The sequence below is a fragment of the Thiomicrorhabdus arctica DSM 13458 genome, from assembly GCF_000381085.1.
Taxonomy (GTDB): domain Bacteria; phylum Pseudomonadota; class Gammaproteobacteria; order Thiomicrospirales; family Thiomicrospiraceae; genus Thiomicrorhabdus; species Thiomicrorhabdus arctica.
The window spans coordinates 594,867-614,221 of record NZ_KB905899.1 but is presented as its reverse complement, the minus strand read 5'-3'; the positions used below and the strand labels follow the sequence as shown (position 1 = coordinate 614,221).

Genomic DNA, 19,355 nt, shown 5'->3' with positions numbered 1-19,355 from the left:
GTTTTTTGATTTACTGTAATAAGCTTCTAATAGTGATCTAGTGCTTTAAATCATACTATTAAGACGCGTGTATCTTTCTCACTAACGCTAAGTCCAAATAAGTATGTCCCTGAGCATCACCATCCAACACAATGAATGCATCATCTGTTTCACCCATTTGGTTCAATACTAACTCAGCACCACCAAAGTCATCTTCTTTGGTGTACTCATTAATCGTAATAATCGTTTTAAGGTCTGCGCTTTGTGAAGACTTAAAGCCATTAAAAGAATCTTCAAATGCAATCGCATCATCAGCCGTCAAATTCATTTGTTCCAAGGCCCAGATATAGATGTCTGGCGCAGGTTTCTTAGCAGGCACGATATCCCCTGCAGCGATGACTTCAAACCAACTCTCTGAATCTGGACCTAACGTATTGACCAATAGAGCCGTTACATTAGCAGGCGTAGTGGTGGTCACAACCGCCATACGCATACCTTCTGCTCTTGCTTCGGCAATCAAACGTTCTACACCTGAACGTAAAGGGATTTTTCCTTCCTGCATCAACAACGTATAGAAATCCGTTTTCGATTCATGTAAACCTTTAACGAAATTATCATAATCATCTGGCTTATTGAAATGAGTATTAAATTTTTCTAGGTAATAACGGATACGCTCTTTACCGCCCGTGACAGCCAGTAGCTCACCATAAAGTGCTTCATCCCAGATCCAGTCTAATCCAGCGGCTTCAAAAGCCATATTAAACGCTGGACGATGTCCGTCACGCTCGGTATCCGCCAATGTTCCATCTACATCAAATAAAAGTGCTTGTAATGTCGCCATAAGATTCTCTCTTTTTATCATAATTTTATTGAGGATTAAACTTGAAAAGGATTTTGCTTGATATGCAGATGAAATTCAAGACAAAAATACTTTGTAGCACAGATCATTACTGGATTTATTACTTACAAATTACAAAAATATCTTGTTGTCTCGATATAAAGCTGATATAAAAGTCAGTTATTACCCATAAAAAATCACTTATCCGGGCATTAGAATTTTCAAAAGAACAAATACAAAAAACGTCATTACTTGAGTTAAAATAACTGCTACAGCGCGTGTACATAATAGAATACGTAGAAAGGCACTAGGAGTACAGAAAATGGAAACACAAATGGATTTTATTGAAAACTACCCGGCCTACAAGCCTTCTAAAAATGAAGAGTATATGAGCCCTGCGATGCTAGAGCACTTTAAGCAGAAATTAAATGCTTGGAAGACACAGTTAATCGAAGAGGCAAGTAGTACTGTTTCTCACCTGCAAAGAGACTCTGATACCCCTGCTGATCCAAGTGATCGTGCCTCTCAAGAAGAAGAGTTTGCTTTAGTGCTGCGTACGCGTGATCGAGAACGTAAGCTTATTGGCAAGATTGATAAATCTTTGAATGACATCCAAAATGGTGACTTCGGTTATTGTCGAGTAAGCGGTGATGAGATTGGACTAGCGCGTATGGAAGCTCGTCCTACTGCGACCCTTACTGTTGAAATGAAGCGCAAACAAGAAATCCGTGAAAAGCAAGGCGTTGCTTAAATTAGAAATTTTGAGAGCACTCACTCTGAAACATGGCAGTATGCACCAGAATTAAGCCATCTTTCAGCTGAAGAAAGTTCGGGTGTTATAGCATACAAGCACCTGACTTGAACTTATTAGCAGATAGATTCTGCTCCACTTAACAAGCCAAGTCCCCTATTGAAGCTCCATCACATCCACTTCACATTACTCCAACGATCTAATCCCATTAAGCAGAAGGCTTTATGATAGTGAGAGCAGCCGAACTGATTAATGCACTCTCCTTGCCGCATACTTATAACCACCCTGTTGAAGTTATCACAACGATAGAAACTCATATTTCTATTGTTTTTCTGACGGGTCCTTATGCCTATAAGCTCAAAAAGAATGTCAACTTTGGTTTTTTAGACTTTAGTTCATTAGAAAACCGCAAGAAATTCTGCAACTTGGAAGTGAAACTTAATAAACGTTTTGCACCGCAACTGTATTTAGAGGTCGTTGCAATCTACTTAGATGCCAACCAACAAGTGACACTCGATGCAGAGAAAGCGTATTCCGCCCCCATTGATTATTTGGTTAAAATGCATCAGTTTGATCCCAATCAAGTTCTTGGACGACTCTTGCTCAATCAAGGATTAAGTCCAACGCAGGTTGAGGCATTGGCATTTCAACTCTCTGACTTTCACATGAATGCTGAAAGTGTTGAAAAGAACAGCATCTTGGGCGCACCTGACACCATTTTCCAGCCTATGTTGGATAATTTCACTACCCTTTATGACTCTCTGCCTGATCATCAAGCAACGGCTCTAGCAGAACTGCATACGTGGACATTACAACAGTTTGAAAAATTATGCCCCTTTATCAATCAAAGAAAAGCAGATGGTTATGTCAGAGCTTGCCATGGAGATTTACACATAGACAATATCACGCTCATTGATGGGCAACCGATACTGTTTGACGGCATTGAATTTAATGAGAATTTTCGCTGGATAGATGTCATTAGTGACCTGGCTTTCTTGCTGATTGATTTGGATTTTAGAAATCAACAACAACTCAACCGAATGATTTTATCACTCTATCTAAGTCGAACACATGATTACAACGCTTTGAAACTACTGACTTTCTATAAAGTGTATCGAACCTTAGTGCGTGCAAAAATAACCGCATTACGCGCTGCCCAACTGCCTCTTGAGAGTCTCGACTTTACACTTAAAATACAAACGGCAACCGAATACATCCGTCTCGCTCGTCAGTATTCACAGAGCAATTCAAAGCCTAAACTCATTCTCTTGCAAGGTGTTTCAGGCTCCGGTAAAAGCTATCTCGCAAATGCATTACTCGATATTATTGATGCCATCATCATCAGTTCAGATAGAACCCGAAAGAAACTGTACGGAATTGACCCACTTGATCGAGTTCCCGAATCCGAAATAGCCCAGCTTTATGGGACTTCAATGAATCGAAAGACCTATCAAGCACTATTAAAACAGAGCCAAACCATTTTATCCCAGGGAATGAACGTCATTGTTGACGCGACTTTCTTAAAGAAAGAACATCAAAAACCTTTTATAAACTTGGCACAGGATCTTGAATGTTCTTTATACATTATCTATATTGAATCTTCAGTGGAAACCTGCCAATATGCGATTCAAAATCGTCTGCAATTGAACGACAATCCCTCAGATGCTAACCAACAAGTGCTGCAACAGCAATTCAACACCATTCAACCCTCAGTGTCGGGGGGTAACACGCTGAAATTAAATGCCAAACTGCTACGTGATTTTTTCCCAACCGACTTGGTTAAAGATTTTTTAAAAACGGCCGATGACATAACTATAGAAATCCCTTAGTAGACTGTAAAGATTTGGTTTATTAGTCGCTATTATGCAATCAAGGCGTTATCACTCAAATGAATTTACTAGCTCTCTCTCGTACAACCAGACACGATTTAAAGCATTTTCAAAATGCTTGTCTATCCCTTCAACGAGGCCATCAAGTTTTCTTGATGTGTCTGTTTTTTGTGTCCTCCGTTCAGATCAGTCAAGCAGCTGAACCAACCGTTAAACCGATCAGCCAAATAAAGTTCTTGGGACTTGAACTGGCCACTGCAAATCTTGATACTGTCCGTCGTCATCTTTGGGATATCGGTGGATTTTTACAGGCCAGAACCACGGTCAGACAGCGTAATCTAGACAAGTTTTTTGCCTGGTCAAATATTCGAGACAGTTATTATGTGCAGTTTCGTTATAACAACTCAGGTAAGGTTACCTCCGTCAAACGTTTGTACCGTCCCTACTCTCAAGAGAGTGTTCACCCTTTCAATGAAATCCAAACGCGAGATATTGCACTACAGTTAATCCAGAAAGTAGGTCAACCGACGTCAATGATAAAAAAAGGCTGGGGCGGTAGTCAAAAATATCCGGCATACACATGGCGAGATGATAAAGTGACCATAAAGATAGATCGAGAAGGCAGCACAAAATTAGGCAATGTTTTTATAGAGTACATCATCGACATCAATGACCCCTTTGTGGTCACTAAACAAGATAAAGGTGGCCAAGCTTAATGAATATTCCTACAAATTCAGCGTCCCAATTAGCCATACAAGGGATTCAGACTGGTTTTCAAAAATTGTCTGAAAACAGTCAAAACATTGCAAGTTCACTCAAGACAGAGGAAAAATTGACTTCACAAAGCACATCAACCAGTTTAGAGACAAGTTTAATTGATAACCAACAACTTTCGACTCAAATTCAAAGCCTTGCTAAAGTCATTAAAACGGAAGATGGATTGATTGGGCAATTGCTTGATAACTGGGCATAACATATAAGTTCTTAATAAACCTAAAAGCCATATACTGCCCCATCATCTAACCTGTCAATAAACGTTTTAATCAGCGGCCAAGCCTCGCTCAAGTGTTGAAAGGCATGATCCCCACCTTTAAAAACATGAATGTCTGTTTTAAGATCGTTTTTGTTTTGGTACTTCATCAAGGCTGTAGCCACATCAATAACCTCATCACCTTCATCCATTAATAACAGCGTGGGAATGCTCTTATCAAGCTTGGCCACATCAAAACTGTCCAACTGTTGAATATAGGTTTCATCAATGATGAATTTTTCGCCTGTATTAGGGTTAGTGCTTACACCTAAGTTCTGTCGAAAAATCGGTTTAGGATTTAAAGCAGGATTAATCATAATATAGGGCAACTTATGCTTTTGTCCTAAAAATTGTGCATAAAAGCCCCCCATTGAAGACCCCATAAGGACAATAGGTTGATTTTTTCGAGTCAGTAGTCTCTGCAACAAAGCTTCTATTTTTTGAACACTCTCGAAGGGACTCGAAATTGGGTAGGTCATTGTAATGATTTCTGTAAAGACAGGTTGCTCTAAAAAGGTCTCTGAAGCGTGGGAGATTTGATGATTCTCTGTTTGAACTTGTCGAACAAACCAACGCCCCTTTTGACTGTTTGCACTGCTTAAAAAGCCGTGTAGATATAAGCATATAACGGATTGCATTCTGTTAAAATTCCACGATGATAAAAATACCTAAAATTGTACAACGTCCTGAAAACCCAACCGTCTATAAAGCGGCAAAATCTTTGGGTTTATCCGATTTACAGGCTAAATTAGTCGCAAATCGAACCGAAGATACAACCGATTTAGAGAAAATTGTTTTTCCTAAATTAAAACACATCCAACACCCTCGTGCTTTAAAAAACTCAGAAGCGGCCGCCCGTCTAATTGCACAAGCGATCCAAGAGGACGGGGTGATTGTTTTGGCCACCGATTATGATACCGATGGCGTGACTTCAGCATGGGTTGCGAAAACCGCATTAGTAAACTATTTTGGCGTCCCTGAATCTCGTGTGGTGCACATTATCGGTGAGCGTAAGTCAGGTTATGGCATTACAGACGAAGTTGTGGAACGAATTTTAGATATCCCTAAACCGATTGCTTTAGTGATATCAGCTGATCAAGGCTCGAGTGATGAGTTGAGAATTGCACGTCTTAAAGCATCCGGCGTCAAGGTGTGTGTAACCGATCACCATCAAATGCCACTTGATGGACCGCCTAAAAGTGCTACCATCACCGTCAACCCCCAACAACCTGGCTGTGAATATGATAAAACCGTTGCCGGGTGTTATGTCATCTTTATTGTCATGTCTCAAGTCAGACAAGCCCTGATTGATGCGGGTCACCTAGCGGCTGATAGTGTCACTTTAAAAGCTTTAGCCTTGAATGTCGCTCTAGGGACGGTTGCCGACAGTGTCAGTCTTAAAAGCCCGAATAACCGAGCAATCGTTCAATCAGGCTTACAGTTTATTAATCAATTTCAGTCCCCTGCTTGGCAAGCGATGCGACTCTTAAATGATAATCAAGGACAGCCTTATGATGCTGAATTTTTAGGGTTTCAAGTCGCAACTCGCATCAATGCCGCCAGTCGAGTAAGTGATGTCACCACCGCCTTTCATTTCTTAACGGCACCGACCGCGCAACAAGCCCAAGTCTATCTCGATCAATTGGATTCAGATAATATCAATCGTCGTGCTCAACAAGAAGGCATGTTACAACAAGCTAAACAAATTGCCGACTCTTTGTATCATCCTGAAAAATACACCATGACAGTTCGAATGCAAGGCAATGCCGGTATTCAAGGGATTATTGCTTCACGTATTGGCGAACAGTACGGCTTACCAACCGTGGCGATGACCGACTTGGAAGATGGCTTTATCGCTGGTAGTGGTCGAGGCATTGTTCCGAGCATTGATTTGCGTGGAGCATTTCAATGGATGTCTGAACAACATGCCGACCTGTTTGCCTCGATGGGCGGTCATGCTGGTGCAGCAGGTTGCATGATTCCGGTTGAAAATTTTGAGGTGTTTACCGAGCTATTTGAACAAGCAATTAAAAACCAATTAGGCGATGAAGCCCCAACACCGGTTATTGAAACCGATGGTCCCTTGCAAGGTTGGCAGCTAACTCCCGCCTTGATTGATGAATTAAAAACATTAGAACCCTATGGTAGAGAGTGGCCTAAACCTTTGTTTTCTGGTCGCTTTAAAATAAGTGAAATCAAAGCCGTGGGTCAAGCTAAAACCCATCTCTCATTCAAGTTGCTCACAGATGATAATCAACGCATTACAGCAATTTACTTTAATGCTAAAGAATCGGACTTGGACTTAGACCCTTTTTCAAAAGGTGATTTAATTGAGTGTGTTTATCAACCGAGTTTGAATACCTACTACGGCAGAACCTCACTACAATTAAGATTAGTGACCGCTCAGCACGTTTGACACATAATGTTGTCGCATAAACACCGGCATGAAGAGTGAAGCATTTTTTAGAGCCCAGAAACAAAACAACCAGACTGGGTCAGATTAACTTTGACCAGGCCTGGTTGTTTTAAAATAACGATACATTAAACGATGGGTTGTTGAAAGCAGAGATTTTATGCTTTCAAGAAGCTTAGAATCTCTTTTTCAATATCCTCTTTATCAATCACGGTTTTCTGAGATATCTCTTTAGAGAACAGGTCAGCAATTTGTGCAGGTATCTTCACATTCGCTTTCTTGGCAATAATGTCTAAGGCTTCACGGTCATGTTTAACGACTTTCCCTGTTAAGGTGCTGGCAATCACGGGTGAGAACTTAGTCCACTCTGCCGTAGAGTACGCAATGGTTTTAATTGACTTATCAGCTCTACAAGTTTCATAAGCTTTAAAACAGGTCGCCGTGTGCGGACACATTAAGTAACCTACCTCAAACGCCTGTTTAATATAATCAAGCCCTTCTTGATCCGTACAAAAGTCTGCTGCAAAAATCATTTGCACTTTGGCTAATTCTGCCGCACTTAACTCATAAAATTTATCATTATCTAATTGCAACATCAGCTCTTTGGTTCTTTCAGCACCCAAAAGATCAAACAAAATACGTTCAATATTGGAAGACTTAAGAATATCCATTGCCGGTGATGTGGTTGGAATAACCGACACATTACGTAAGTCATATTTACCCGTGGTAATGAATTTTGTTAAAACATTGTTACTATTCGATGCGATATGGATCTGCTTGACTGGTAAACCCATTTTATAAGCGTAGTAGCCACCTAATGCATTACCAAAATTTCCACTAGGGACATTTAGATAGACCTTATCGCCCAGTGCAATCGCTTGTTGACGAACCAACTCTAAATAGCTGTAAATGTGATATATCGTCTGGAAAATAATGCGTCCAAAATTGACTGAGTTTGCCGCCGATAAAGAGATATCTTTTTCCTGCAAGGTTTTGGCAAACGCCTCAGACGTTAATAGATGCTTGAGTGCCGTTTGTGCATCATCAAAATCGCCATGAATACCAATCACTTTTAGGTTTTTAGCATCTTCAGTGACCATTTGTAGACGTTGCACATCCGAAGTACCTCCGTCTGGATACAAACACACCACTTGCACGTTATCACGGTTTTTAAAGGTTTCTAGTGCAGCAGGCCCGGTATCGCCACTGGTCGCGGCAAGTATCAAATATTTTTCATTTCGTTCTTGAGCTACGGCCGATAAAACCTTCCCAAACGGTTGTAATGCCATATCCTTAAAGGCACGTGTTGGACCGTGATAAAGTTCACTGACATATAGGTCGTCATAGACCTTAACCACCGGAACAGGATTACGTGGATCATCAAAGTTATCATATAAACTGAGTGCGTCATCAATTACGGATTCAGCGATATCCACTTCAAAGAGCGCCAAGATATCTTTAGCAAGTTTTTTATAGCCAGAATTTACATGGCTTTTAAAAAAGCCTTCATCAAATTGCGGCAACCTTTCAGGAGAATAAACCCCACCAAAAGAGGACATCGGACTTAGGATTGCTTGAGAAAAAGTAATCGAACTGGGTTTTTGGCCATCATTGCCGCGCGTTTCAATAAAATTCATGGTGAACCTGTCTGTTAAAATGTGTGATGTATCTAAATAATCTGCAAATTATACAGAAATATTGTTCTCTATTCGTTTTCAATTGATTGAATTATCGCCACTTCACAATTGTGATAGTGGTATTTTAAGACGCCAGAAACGTCGTACATGGCCAGGCTTGAGATGGTAGCGATAGTGAGAACCAAAATCGAGCAATAAAGAGCCTATCTGCTGATTCTTAAGCGCTTGCTGTAGAGGCTTTAACCACTCCTCTTCTAGGATTTGCAATGCTGAGAGCCAATCGCTTTGCTGCATCAGATCTAATGAATCACTCAAGCTATCCAGTCGAATCAAATGGTGCTTTATCTGAGCACTAGAAGGTTCTAAGAGTGCCTGCGCATCCAACCAGGCCTGGTAGCTTTGCGGCGAAGGACTTTGCTGTGCTTTAGAGAGCTTAGCTAACCCTTTTAAATAAGGTTCTTCAGACCAAATCATGGCCTCTTTACGTGTGACCACAGCAGATTGATCTAAAATGCCTTCACCCCAAACCCACACGCTGTTAATCTCGGGGTACCCTTGCTCTCTGCGACTTTCATTCACAGGATGTGTATAGAACAACATTTGGGTTTCATTGAGTAGCTGACGCCAATAACTCGCTGCATTACCGGAAGGATAGCGCTCATTGACCGGTTGATAAGCGACTGATTCAATAGAATGCGTTTTAATATCAACCGCTTGCTTAATTCTCATGTACCAAGCCGTTGCACTGGCGTACTCAAGCACGACTTGATCCTGTACAAAATGTTGGTTAAAGGCTTCCAGTAAGGCTCTAGATTCGGCTTCACTAATGCCTATATCAGCTCCCGGAATCAATACTAATGAGTCTCTATCCGCAATCATCTGCACCGGATCAACCCGTAACCAAAAGACTGAGGGATCGTAATCTTCAAATGCTACCGAAGCCATAATCGCGGCTTTAGCGAGCGCTTTGGGTTGATGAAAAAGGTAACTGGCTTGTTCATCTAGCGACTGAGGTTTGGCTTCAAAGCGATCTGCTTTGGCTAATAAAGTCTGTAACACCGGTAATTTTAAAGAACTTAAAGCATCAGACGCCTCTTTAATTCTTAGTGGATTTAAAAAATCAGGCACCCACAATGTAACGGCAGGCACTGTTTTCTCTGATTGAGCTGTTTTAACGGATTTGGTGTGTGTCACTGCTCTCTCCAATCACATATCTTCAACTATAAAAAAGTCGGGCAAGCCCGACTTTTGTTGTTCTGCAAAAATAACCTTGCTGACTGGTTAACCAAGCGTTTCAATACGAATACGCATGATTTCACCATCGACTTCTTTTAATTGCGATAAAGCTGACAAAGCTAAATTCAGCTTCGATTCTTTTACCTTATTCGTAATCATCACCAAGGTTGCATCACTCGGCTTTTGAGTGGAAGGTTCTTGGTACAGATGTTCTATATTGATATTAGAGTCGGCTAGGATCGTGGTGATTTTAACCAAAACACCAGCATTATCCTTTACAAAACAGCGTATGTAATAACAAGTTTCAATCTCTTCAACCGAAACAACTGGCGCTGACTGTAGTTGATCGAGTGCAAAACCTAATGATGGAACCTGATCCGCTAGTGGCTGATCTTTCCAACGAATGACATCAATAATATCTGCAACCACCGAACTCGCTGTAGGCCCTGCTCCGGCACCCGCGCCATAATACATGGTGGCTCCCACATGGTCACCATAAGCCATGACGGCATTCATAACACCACTGACATTGGCCATCAAGACTGTATTTGGCACCAATGCAGGATGAACACGTAATGAGTAACCATTTTCAAGTCGACTGGCCATGCCCAAGTGTTTGATCTCATAACCCAACTGTTCTGCAAAACGAATATCATCTGCAGATACTTTACTGATACCTTCCGTGTAAACTTTATCGAATTGTAGCTTTATGCCAAAGGCAATGGAGGCTAGAATGGTGAGTTTATGGGCGGCATCGATACCTTCTACATCAAAAGTGGGATCCGCTTCGGCATAACCTAACTCTTGAGCAACCTGAAGAACCTTGGCAAAATCAGCACCGGGCTCTTTCATTTCTGTCAGAATGTAGTTACCCGTACCATTAATGATTCCTGCAAGCCATTCTATCTTATTGGCCGCCAAACCTTCACGTAGCGCTTTAATGACTGGAATTCCACCCGTAACAGCGGCTTCATAATTAACAATTACGTTATGTTTTTTAGCCAATGCAAACAAGCCGTTACCGTGTTCTGCAATCAATGCCTTATTGGCCGTCACGACATGCTTGCCATTCTGAATAGCCGTCTCGATCAATTCTTTCGCTAAGCCTGTGCCCCCCATTAACTCAACCACAATCTCCACATCGGGATGATTGACGACTTCTGCTGGGATATCGGTCAATTGAATGCCCGTAGTATCCGCAGAGCGAGAGCGATTTAAATCACGCATGGCTATAATCACGATTTCAATATTCTGACCTAAGCGGCGCTGAATTTCTGGCATGGTATTGTTGATGATATCTACGGTACCACCACCAACAGTTCCTAATCCTAATAAGCCGATTTTCACTGTTTTCATTTGGGTATTTCCTAACGTCTACTCACTATCAATGCATTTGATAGCAGATTATAATTTTGTTTAATCTTGGTTGATTAAGCCATCTTTTCTAAACATGTCACGAATACCGCGTATCGCTTGGCGAGTACGGTGTTCATTTTCGATTAAACCAAAGCGTACATGGTCATCCCCGTAATCACCAAATCCAATACCAGGTGAAACCGCTACTTTCGCTTCTGTTAATAACTTCTTAGAAAATTCAATTGAACCCATCGCCTTATATTCTTTAGGGATAGGCGCCCAAATAAACATCGTTGCTTTCGGTGGCACCACTGGCCAACCAATCGTATTTAATCCTTCACAAAGTACATCGCGACGGAGCTTATACATATCACAAATTTCTTGCACACACTCTTGTGGGCCTTCTAAAGCGGCGATAGCAGCAACCTGTATGGGGGTGAAAGTACCGTAATCCAGATAGGATTTAATGCGTTTAAGAGCATTGACTAAGGTCGGATTACCCACCATAAAACCGACACGCCAACCAGGCATATTATAACTTTTAGATAAGGTATAAAACTCAACAGCGATGTCTTTAGCGCCCTCCACTTGAAGAATGGAGGGAGCGATGTATCCATCAAAAACAATATCAGCATAAGCTAAATCATGGATAACCCAAATATTATGTTCTTTAGCGATGGCAATCACTCGTTCAAAAAACTCCAACTCAACGGTTTGAGTCGTCGGATTACCTGGAAAGTTTAAAATTAACATTTTTGGCTTAGGCCATGACTCTTTAATGGCTTTCTCAAGCTCTTCAAAGAAATCAACATCCGGTGTCATCTTAACATGGCGTACATCGGCACCGGCAATCACAAATCCAAAAGGATGAATTGGATACGCTGGATTAGGTACTAAAACAGTATCCCCTTTGTCAACCGTCGCCATGGCGAGATGCGCTAAACCTTCTTTAGAACCGATGGTTACAACCGCTTCCGTTGCATAATCAAGTTCCACATCAAATTTGGTTTTATACCAGTTACAGATTGCTTTACGTAAACGAGGAATACCCTGTGAGACGGAATAACGGTGGGTTCCTTCACGTTGGACAACTTCTATCAGCTTGTCGACGATGTGTTTAGGAGTATCCTGATCTGGATTTCCCATTCCGAAATCAATAATATCTTCCCCTCTACGACGGGCTTCTGCTTTTAACTCTCCCACAATGTTAAACACATAAGGAGGAAGTCGGTTTATTCTTTGAAAATCGTCTGACACGATGGGTAAGCCTTCAATAATTTTACAGTGTTGCCTAAGTCGAACGCTAAACCGATCTACTCTTCGGGAACACAGATATAAGGGGGATTTATTAAAGGAATAATGATACAGCATCCTATTTTTTCGTCAATTGAAAAAGAGGCTAAAAACCGCATTAATAGCGCGATAATTTTACATTTAAGCGTAGGCTCTTTGTTAAGATAGACTCCTACACAAGGATAATCTTTAATGAAATTTACAGAACACCGAGATTCGAACGTATTTGCTGTGAAACATTATGAACCAGGCCTGGTGAAAGTAAATAACTTAACCTTTACGGAAAGTTGTTTTATTACACAGTTTACGACGGAAAGTGAATGGCCTTGCAATTCTATAGAAACTCTCAATACAGACCATCTTGACCAGCTGTTAGCAACCAAATCAGAAGTGATTATTTTAGGGACGGGTGACAAACAAGTATTTCCAGAACCAAAATTATTTGCCTATTGTGCCTCAAAAGGCGTCGGGCTTGAGGTGATGGCAAACGATGCCGCTTGTAGAACCTATAATGTACTCACGACTGAAGACAGAGAGGTTGTTCTTGCTCTGGTTATGACAAAATAATGGTTGCCACTGAGTGGTAAAACCTTACGGAATCAAACTCATCATATCTTGTAAAATGAGTGACCGCTCTCTTCACTCATTCTACTTTCTCAAAACCTTGAGAATATCAATTTTTCTACCCTGGTAACGCGCTTCTAAATAAAGCTTGGATTTTGTCGTATTACCGGTTGCGCCCATGAGTGCTATCTTCTGACCGCGCTTTACTCTAGCCCCCTCTTTCACCAGTAAGGCCCTGTTATGCGCATAGATAGACATATAATCATCATCATGTTTTATCACAACCATCCAACCGTAATTAACAATACCGTTGCCAGCATAAACGACTTTACCAGGTGCGACTGTATGGATCTCCTGCCCAGGAATACCGTAAATTTCTAATACTGACAAGCCTGATGAATCGCGAATAAAGCGGTATTCAAGCTTTGAATTCATTGGCCACTGCCATTTGCTCGCTTTAGTTTTGTGCTTAGGGCTAGACACGTGCGCCGCAGAAACCTTTGATTGCGCCATCACCTTAGAGTTCGTCCTTGACTTAAGCTGCCGTTTGGATTGCTGTGTTTTTGCAAGGGTTGGCGCTGGCATGCTGAGCTCTTGTCGAGCATAAATAAAATAAGGTGGGCGTAAATCATTTTGTTTTGCTAAAGAGTACATGTTAACACCGCATTGTTCTGCAATACCACTCAATGTATCGCCAGAGATAACCGTGTAATAAGGTATGCATTGAGCCGAATTTTGCGAGTAGGAGGCATTATTTCGACTTTCGTATTTAACTGGAGAGCTACAACTGGTTAACAACCATCCTATTAAAAGTGTCCCGCTGAACTGTAAACCATATTTAGGCAATAAATTGAGTTTTGAACCCGTTAGGATAAATAAATGTTTCATAGGTTCCATTATTATTGAATTAATGTAATTAATGTATTGAGTAATGTAATCAGAGATGGCTTTCTGACGGTTTCACGAGAAAACTATTGCATGTAATATTTGCTCAAAAGATAAATCACCAACAACAGGACAAAGCCCCAACCTAACCAGTCGACCCATTTACGAATAGAAGCTTCCATTTTGGCACCGCCCCACTTCATGAGTCCTGCGACCAAATAAAACCGGGCACCGCGACCGATAAAGGAAGCAAGCATAAAGGGTAGCAAAGCCATACTCGTAGCCCCCGCGGTAATGGTAAACAATTTGTAAGGGACTGGACTGAACCCAGCGATAAAAATAACCCAAACACCGTACTCAGTAAAGAACGCCTGCACCTGCTCCATTTTATGCGCGTAACCCATTGAGTTAATGAAAGGGAGTATTAAGTCAATTGCCCAATAACCAATTGCGTACCCTAACAGCCCTCCTAACAGTGAGAAAATTGTTGTCAGCCAAGCATAATAAAAGGCTTTTTGAGGGGTCGCCAAACTCATTGGCATCAACATAACATCAGGAGGAATCGGAAAGAAGGAAGACTCGGCAAAACTCATCCCACTTAAATACCAAGTTGCTTTCGGATGTCTCGCCCAAATTAACGCTTTATCGTAGAGGCTTGTAAATAATTTCAACTTTCAATTCCTTGTTTCATTGGGACAAACATCACTTCACCTAAACAGGTTTTAAGAATGCCCTCTGTGGTTTTTTCGAATCCAAAGAGTAACTGTTTTTCTTCACCCAGCGGGATGACTAAACGACCGCCTATCTTTAACTGCTGAAGAAGCTCCAGAGGCAACTCTGCTGGCGACGCGGCAGAAATAATCGCATCAAACTGCGGGGCTTGTGAACGACTGAACCCCACCTGTGCTTGGTGTTTTGGCCATCCCCAGTGACCATCACTGATTTCATATTGAACATTAGATAACTTAAGTAGAGATAAAATGACTTGTGCTCGTTTAGACAGTGGCGCTATTCGTTCAACCGTAAAGACCTCATTAGCCAGCAGAGCTAGAATAGCCGTTTGATACCCCGACCCCGTGCCAATTTCAAGCACCGTTTTAATGGGTTGCTGTTCTATATTTGCAAATAACCACTGCGTCATTCTTCCGACGACCCAAGGCTGAGAAATGGTTTGCCCATAACCAATGGGTAGTGCGGTATCTTCATAAGACCGACTGGACATTGCCTCATCCAAGAAGAGATGCCTGGGCACGACTCGCATAACTTCAAGAACTGTTTTATCGGTCACTCCAAGCTCAATTAAGCGAGTAATTAGACGGTTACGAGTTCGCTGAGAGGTCATTCCAACCCCTTGATACTGCTCAAAAGCCGTATTCGGGTAAACTAAAAAGGGTTCTTTTTGCTGAATGGCCGTCATAAAGAATGGTTTCCAATAGACACTTTCATAAAATTCTAATAGTTGTCAGCCCAGTCAGATAACTGGCTCATCATGTCATAATGCGTTAAATCGATTTTAAGCGGTGTGATTGAAGCATAACCAGATTCAACAGCATGGAAGTCTGTACCTTCTCCTGCATCAGAGGCTTCGCCTGCGGGACCTATCCAATAAATAGGCAACCCTCTAGGGTCGTTCTGCTTCACGACGGGTTCAGAAGCATGACGTTTGCCTAAGCGTGTCACTTTCACACCCTTTAAAGACTCTAGAGGAATATCAGGAACGTTGATATTGATAATCGTATCACGGCTCAAAGTCATACTTGGCATCTGTTTTAAAAAATGAACCAGAACATGGGCAGCGGTTGCAAAATGTTGGTCACCACAAAGTGAAATCGCGATCGAAGGCTTACCTAAAAAACGCCCCTCAGTAGCAGCAGCCACCGTCCCTGAGTAAATGACATCGTCCCCCATATTCGCACCAGCATTGATGCCAGAAAGCACTATATCTGGCTGATAACCCAACCCGCCGTTCACACCTAAATGCACACAATCTGTTGGGGTTCCATTGACACTGTAGATCTGACAGTTTGATGCACCATTAGGCACTGAATGTGAATGTACTCTCAGTGGTTCAAGTAGGGATAAGGAGTTACTTGCAGCACTGCGATTACGCTCAGGTGCCATAATAACTAAACTTTGAAATTGAATTTCTTGCTGAAGGGTTGTAAATAAAAGTTGAATACCAGGCGCAAAATAGCCATCATCATTGGAGAGTAATATTTTCATCATGTAGAATAGAACCTTTCGCAGACGTTGGCGTTTTATTTATACTGTAGATTAAGCGTTAAAATTGACATTTACATACCCATTTGAAGAATTATAAAGCCTCAAAGATGACAGAAGAAGATAAATCCACATTTCTCTCGGCCATGACAGATGTTACTCCCATAAAAAAAGGCAACATCAAGGCACAATATAGCCAAAAAAAACTTAAACAACAAACTAAAGAAACCCTTTATCAGCTCAGAAAACGACAACGTGCACAAAAAGATCACGCGGCCATTGAAACACGGCAAACTGTTGCTTTTTCAAAACCTGTTAGTGCCTTTGAAACGCTTTTATATCATCAAAAAGGCATCCGTCTACAAGAACTCTCTAAACTAAAAAAAGGTGATTTTGAAGTGTCTGCCGAGTTGGATCTTCACGGTTTAACGTTTGATGATGCCAAAACGGTAATGCATGAATTTATAAGAGAAGCTTACCACCTAAAAAAACGTTACATTCGCATTATTCATGGCAAGGGTTATAACTCAAAAGATGAATATCCCGTGCTTAAAAACTTAGTGAATCAAGAGTTAAAAGCACTCAAAGCCGTTCTCGCTTTCAGCAGTGCACCCGTTAGAAATGGAGGAACAGGTGCCGTGAATATTTTCTTAAAAGCACAATCACTCTTTGAAAAATAACTTCATAATTTTTCTAAAAGATAAGTCACATTTACAAAGTTAAATCATAAAGAACCAACCAGGCCTGGTTAGACTCATCATAAAAACTCATCCCCCTTTCGCTGAATCAAGTTCGATTACGTTAATAAACACCTCACCTTTTTTAACCATACCGAGGGTTTGTCGAGCAATGGTCTCAACGGAAGCGGTATCTGACTGTAAATCTTTAACCTGCTGACCCAGTTGAGCATTAACCAACCTCTGCTCCTCTAGTGAAATCTCTAATGTTTTTAACTGCTCATGTAACGCAAAAAGCTCGCCAACCCCCCCTTCAGAGGACAATAGACGAGCTTGTATAATCAAAATAAGAAAAGCCAATCCAAGATAAATCTTTTTCACTGAATTTTCCTTTTAATCTTCTTCTTGTGCAATTACTTTTTCAAGTTATAAAAGGCATCCATTCCAGGATAAACCGCATCTGCACCCAATGCTTCTTCAATACGGATCAACTGATTGTATTTAGCAATACGATCTGTACGAGAAAGTGAACCCGTTTTGATTTGACCAGCACCTGTTGCAACGGCAATATCCGCAATAACCGTATCTTCTGTTTCACCAGAACGGTGAGAAATAACGGCCGTATAACCTGCTTCTTTCGCCATACGAATCGCTTCGAAGGTCTCTGTTAAAGTACCAATTTGGTTGATTTTGATTAAGATAGAGTTACCAATCTTCTTATCAATCCCTTCTTGTAGAATTTTAGGGTTGGTAACAAATAAATCATCACCTACGATCTGTAGACGGTGCCCATCTTTTTCAGTTTGGTATTTGAAACCATCCCAATCAGACTCGTCTAAACCGTCTTCAATTGAGATAATTGGGTATTTATCAACCCAGCTAGATAATAGATCAACCATCTCTTTAGATGTTAATTTTTTGTCTTCCGAACCAAGGTAGTACATTCCGTCTTTATAAAGTTCAGAGGATGCGGCATCCATGGCAATCATGATGTCTTTACCAGCAACATAACCTGCATTTTCAATCGCTTCAAGAATCACCGTGATCGCTTCTTCGTTCGATTTAAGATCTGGAGCAAAACCACCTTCATCACCAACGGCCGTGTTATACCCTTTCTTACTTAAAACAGACTTAAGTTCGTGGAAAATTTCAGAACCGTAACGAATGGCTTCAGAAATGGTCGGTGCACCAACAGGTACAATCATGAATTCTTGAAAATCAACTGAGTTATCAGCATGCTCACCACCATTGATGATATTCATCATAGGCACGGGCATTTTATAATCATCTGTCTTGAGATAGGCAAATAAAGGCAAACCTTTTGATGCCGCAGCAGCTTGAGCTGTTGCAATAGACACGGCTAGGATTGCGTTAGCCCCTAAACGTGCTTTGTTATGGGTACCATCAAGATCAATCATAATTTGATCGATTGCAGCTTGATTCGTTGCATCTTGACCGATTAAAGCAGCCTTAATGTCATTTTTGATATTATTAACCGCTGTTAAAACACCTTTCCCACCATAGCGAGACTTATCACCATCACGTAGTTCGATAGCTTCACGAGAACCGGTAGAAGCCCCTGATGGAGAAATACCACGTCCTAAAGAACCATCTTCAAGGATTACATCCGCTTCAACTGTTGGATTACCACGAGAATCAATTACTTCACGAGCTTTAATATCTTTAATTAATGATGACATCTTTTATTTCCTATTAAACTTATATTGCTAAAATTTTAAATTCTGTTTATTTTACGGTTAAATTATGACAACGCAGTGACATTAAAAATCACGCATACGTAGCATTTAATCTCTTAAGGTATCTTCAATAAAACCGTGCTGCTTAACCACGTCGTCAAGTGCTTTAAGAGTCTCCAATAACGGTTTGAGATTCCCTAATGGCCACATATTTGGCCCATCACTTAATGCTTTACCCGGATTAGGGTGGGTTTCCATAAACAGGCCTGAAATCCCTGCGGCGATAGCCGCACGCGCTAAAACGGGAACCATTTCACGCTGACCACCAGACGTGGTTCCATTCCCTCCAGGTTGCTGTACGGAGTGCGTTGCATCAAAGACCACAGGACAGCCTGTACTACGCATTGATGCCAGTCCTCGCATATCTGAAACAAGCGTGTTATAGCCGAATGAGGTGCCACGGTCACACACCATGATATTTTCATTACCGACTTCACGTGCCTTAGCAACCACTTGATCCATATCCCAAGGCGCTTGAAACTGCCCCTTTTTGATATTCACAGGAATCCCCTGACGGCACACATTTTGAATAAAATTGGTTTGACGTACTAAAAATGCTGGCGTCTGCATGACATCGACAACCGAAGCAACCTCATCTAAAGGGGAATCTTCATGTACATCCGTTAACACAGAAACGCCAATTTCATCTTTAACTTTCTGCAAGATGCGTAAGCCTTCTTCAACGCCTAAACCTCTGAAGCTTGCCGTCGAAGAACGGTTGGCCTTGTCGTAAGAAGATTTATAGATAAAAGGAATGCCTAAAGCATCCGTCATCTCTTTTAATTGACCTGCAGTATCAAGAGCCATCTGCTCCGACTCAATGACACATGGACCCGCTATTAAAAACAGCGGCTGATCAATCCCAACGTTAAAATTACATAATTTCATTT

General features: G+C 41.3%; 20 protein-coding genes. 7 read left to right on the top strand and 13 right to left on the bottom strand.

Annotated features, from left to right (window positions below; all coding sequences use genetic code 11):
• Window positions 1-58: 58 nt before the first annotated feature.
• Window positions 59-820, bottom strand: a complete 762-nt coding sequence (locus tag F612_RS0102815) for an HAD family hydrolase (RefSeq protein ID WP_019556235.1) — start codon at window positions 818-820, stop codon at window positions 59-61.
• Window positions 821-1,139: 319 nt separating this feature from the next.
• Here F612_RS0102815 and dksA point away from each other — a divergent pair, with 319 nt between their 5' ends.
• The 4 genes from dksA (at window position 1,140) to F612_RS0102795 (ending at window position 4,370) form a co-directional block, all read left to right on the top strand.
• On the top strand, window positions 1,140-1,568 hold the full coding sequence (dksA, locus tag F612_RS0102810; protein WP_019556234.1) for an RNA polymerase-binding protein DksA: 429 nt from the start codon (window positions 1,140-1,142) through the stop codon (window positions 1,566-1,568).
• Window positions 1,569-1,792: 224 nt separating this feature from the next.
• A complete protein-coding gene (locus tag F612_RS12075; protein ID WP_019556233.1) occupies window positions 1,793-3,397 on the top strand; it encodes a bifunctional aminoglycoside phosphotransferase/ATP-binding protein in 1,605 nt (534 codons plus the stop codon).
• A gap of 59 nt (window positions 3,398-3,456) precedes the next feature.
• Window positions 3,457-4,113, top strand: coding sequence for a hypothetical protein (locus tag F612_RS0102800; RefSeq protein WP_019556232.1), 657 nt, complete (start codon window positions 3,457-3,459; stop codon window positions 4,111-4,113).
• Window positions 4,113-4,370, top strand: a complete 258-nt coding sequence (locus tag F612_RS0102795) for a hypothetical protein (RefSeq protein ID WP_019556231.1) — start codon at window positions 4,113-4,115, stop codon at window positions 4,368-4,370. Before F612_RS0102800 ends, F612_RS0102795 begins: the two co-directional genes overlap by 1 nt.
• A gap of 20 nt (window positions 4,371-4,390) precedes the next feature.
• Here the strand turns inward: F612_RS0102795 and F612_RS0102790 are convergent, their stop codons facing one another.
• Window positions 4,391-5,065 (bottom strand): YqiA/YcfP family alpha/beta fold hydrolase, encoded by a 675-nt coding sequence (locus tag F612_RS0102790; protein WP_019556230.1) that lies wholly within the window; start codon window positions 5,063-5,065, stop codon window positions 4,391-4,393.
• Between the two features lie 17 nt (window positions 5,066-5,082).
• On the opposite strand from F612_RS0102790, the gene F612_RS0102785 reads away from it, so the two are divergent.
• Window positions 5,083-6,843 (top strand): single-stranded-DNA-specific exonuclease RecJ, encoded by a 1,761-nt coding sequence (locus tag F612_RS0102785; protein WP_019556229.1) that lies wholly within the window; start codon window positions 5,083-5,085, stop codon window positions 6,841-6,843.
• 155 nt (window positions 6,844-6,998) lie between these two features.
• Here the strand turns inward: F612_RS0102785 and thrC are convergent, their stop codons facing one another.
• From thrC to alaC, 4 genes are all read right to left on the bottom strand, one after another.
• Window positions 6,999-8,477 carry a threonine synthase gene (thrC, locus tag F612_RS0102780; protein WP_019556228.1) on the bottom strand — a complete coding sequence of 493 codons (1,479 nt, stop codon included), beginning with the start codon at window positions 8,475-8,477 and terminating at the stop codon, window positions 6,999-7,001.
• Window positions 8,478-8,579: 102 nt separating this feature from the next.
• Window positions 8,580-9,671, bottom strand: coding sequence for a hypothetical protein (locus F612_RS0102775; protein WP_019556227.1), 1,092 nt, complete (start codon window positions 9,669-9,671; stop codon window positions 8,580-8,582).
• A gap of 87 nt (window positions 9,672-9,758) precedes the next feature.
• Window positions 9,759-11,069 carry a homoserine dehydrogenase gene (locus F612_RS0102770; protein WP_019556226.1) on the bottom strand — a complete coding sequence of 437 codons (1,311 nt, stop codon included), beginning with the start codon at window positions 11,067-11,069 and terminating at the stop codon, window positions 9,759-9,761.
• A gap of 60 nt (window positions 11,070-11,129) precedes the next feature.
• The gene (gene alaC / locus F612_RS0102765; RefSeq protein WP_026329593.1) at window positions 11,130-12,326 is read right to left on the bottom strand and encodes an alanine transaminase; all 1,197 of its coding nucleotides are present in this window, start codon (window positions 12,324-12,326) and stop codon (window positions 11,130-11,132) included.
• Window positions 12,327-12,554: 228 nt separating this feature from the next.
• Here alaC and F612_RS0102760 point away from each other — a divergent pair, with 228 nt between their 5' ends.
• Complete coding sequence (locus tag F612_RS0102760; protein WP_019556224.1) at window positions 12,555-12,929, top strand: Mth938-like domain-containing protein; 375 nt, start codon at window positions 12,555-12,557, stop codon at window positions 12,927-12,929.
• Window positions 12,930-13,010: 81 nt separating this feature from the next.
• Here the strand turns inward: F612_RS0102760 and F612_RS12865 are convergent, their stop codons facing one another.
• The 4 genes from F612_RS12865 to surE all read right to left on the bottom strand — a co-directional run bounded on the left by F612_RS12865 (window position 13,011) and on the right by surE (window position 16,034).
• On the bottom strand, window positions 13,011-13,814 hold the full coding sequence (locus F612_RS12865) for a peptidoglycan DD-metalloendopeptidase family protein (RefSeq protein ID WP_019556223.1): 804 nt from the start codon (window positions 13,812-13,814) through the stop codon (window positions 13,011-13,013).
• Between the two features lie 83 nt (window positions 13,815-13,897).
• Complete coding sequence (locus tag F612_RS0102750; protein ID WP_019556222.1) at window positions 13,898-14,482, bottom strand: YqaA family protein; 585 nt, start codon at window positions 14,480-14,482, stop codon at window positions 13,898-13,900.
• Window positions 14,479-15,228, bottom strand: a complete 750-nt coding sequence (locus F612_RS0102745; RefSeq protein WP_019556221.1) for a protein-L-isoaspartate(D-aspartate) O-methyltransferase — start codon at window positions 15,226-15,228, stop codon at window positions 14,479-14,481. The genes F612_RS0102750 and F612_RS0102745 overlap by 4 nt, the downstream gene beginning before the upstream one ends.
• A gap of 35 nt (window positions 15,229-15,263) precedes the next feature.
• Complete coding sequence (gene surE, locus F612_RS0102740) at window positions 15,264-16,034, bottom strand: 5'/3'-nucleotidase SurE (RefSeq protein WP_026329591.1); 771 nt, start codon at window positions 16,032-16,034, stop codon at window positions 15,264-15,266.
• Window positions 16,035-16,141: 107 nt separating this feature from the next.
• On the opposite strand from surE, the gene F612_RS12065 reads away from it, so the two are divergent.
• The gene (locus tag F612_RS12065; RefSeq protein ID WP_019556219.1) at window positions 16,142-16,711 is read left to right on the top strand and encodes a Smr/MutS family protein; all 570 of its coding nucleotides are present in this window, start codon (window positions 16,142-16,144) and stop codon (window positions 16,709-16,711) included.
• Window positions 16,712-16,798: 87 nt separating this feature from the next.
• Here the strand turns inward: F612_RS12065 and F612_RS0102730 are convergent, their stop codons facing one another.
• The 3 genes from F612_RS0102730 to kdsA form a co-directional block, all read right to left on the bottom strand.
• Window positions 16,799-17,089 (bottom strand): FtsB family cell division protein, encoded by a 291-nt coding sequence (locus F612_RS0102730; RefSeq protein WP_019556218.1) that lies wholly within the window; start codon window positions 17,087-17,089, stop codon window positions 16,799-16,801.
• Window positions 17,090-17,121: 32 nt separating this feature from the next.
• Window positions 17,122-18,408 (bottom strand): phosphopyruvate hydratase, encoded by a 1,287-nt coding sequence (eno, locus tag F612_RS0102725; RefSeq protein WP_019556217.1) that lies wholly within the window; start codon window positions 18,406-18,408, stop codon window positions 17,122-17,124.
• Between the two features lie 105 nt (window positions 18,409-18,513).
• Entirely contained in the window at window positions 18,514-19,353 is an 840-nt protein-coding gene (gene kdsA / locus F612_RS0102720; RefSeq protein ID WP_019556216.1) for a 3-deoxy-8-phosphooctulonate synthase, read from the bottom strand.
• Window positions 19,354-19,355 lie beyond the last annotated feature (2 nt).

What these genes read in the sequence shown, in the direction of transcription:
- F612_RS0102815 (WP_019556235.1), bottom strand. Translation starts at nt 820, where the DNA reads ATGGCGACATTACAAGCACTTTTATTTGATGTAGATGGAACATTGGCG.
- dksA (WP_019556234.1), top strand. Translation starts at nt 1,140, where the DNA reads ATGGAAACACAAATGGATTTTATTGAAAACTACCCGGCCTACAAGCCT.
- F612_RS12075 (WP_019556233.1), top strand. Translation starts at nt 1,793, where the DNA reads ATGATAGTGAGAGCAGCCGAACTGATTAATGCACTCTCCTTGCCGCAT.
- F612_RS0102800 (WP_019556232.1), top strand. Translation starts at nt 3,457, where the DNA reads ATGAATTTACTAGCTCTCTCTCGTACAACCAGACACGATTTAAAGCAT.
- F612_RS0102795 (WP_019556231.1), top strand. Translation starts at nt 4,113, where the DNA reads ATGAATATTCCTACAAATTCAGCGTCCCAATTAGCCATACAAGGGATT.
- F612_RS0102790 (WP_019556230.1), bottom strand. Translation starts at nt 5,065, where the DNA reads ATGCAATCCGTTATATGCTTATATCTACACGGCTTTTTAAGCAGTGCA.
- F612_RS0102785 (WP_019556229.1), top strand. Translation starts at nt 5,083, where the DNA reads ATGATAAAAATACCTAAAATTGTACAACGTCCTGAAAACCCAACCGTC.
- thrC (WP_019556228.1), bottom strand. Translation starts at nt 8,477, where the DNA reads ATGAATTTTATTGAAACGCGCGGCAATGATGGCCAAAAACCCAGTTCG.
- F612_RS0102770 (WP_019556226.1), bottom strand. Translation starts at nt 11,069, where the DNA reads ATGAAAACAGTGAAAATCGGCTTATTAGGATTAGGAACTGTTGGTGGT.
- F612_RS0102760 (WP_019556224.1), top strand. Translation starts at nt 12,555, where the DNA reads ATGAAATTTACAGAACACCGAGATTCGAACGTATTTGCTGTGAAACAT.
- F612_RS12865 (WP_019556223.1), bottom strand. Translation starts at nt 13,814, where the DNA reads ATGAAACATTTATTTATCCTAACGGGTTCAAAACTCAATTTATTGCCT.
- F612_RS0102745 (WP_019556221.1), bottom strand. Translation starts at nt 15,228, where the DNA reads ATGACGGCCATTCAGCAAAAAGAACCCTTTTTAGTTTACCCGAATACG.
- surE (WP_026329591.1), bottom strand. Translation starts at nt 16,034, where the DNA reads ATGAAAATATTACTCTCCAATGATGATGGCTATTTTGCGCCTGGTATT.
- F612_RS12065 (WP_019556219.1), top strand. Translation starts at nt 16,142, where the DNA reads ATGACAGAAGAAGATAAATCCACATTTCTCTCGGCCATGACAGATGTT.
- eno (WP_019556217.1), bottom strand. Translation starts at nt 18,408, where the DNA reads ATGTCATCATTAATTAAAGATATTAAAGCTCGTGAAGTAATTGATTCT.
- kdsA (WP_019556216.1), bottom strand. Translation starts at nt 19,353, where the DNA reads ATGAAATTATGTAATTTTAACGTTGGGATTGATCAGCCGCTGTTTTTA.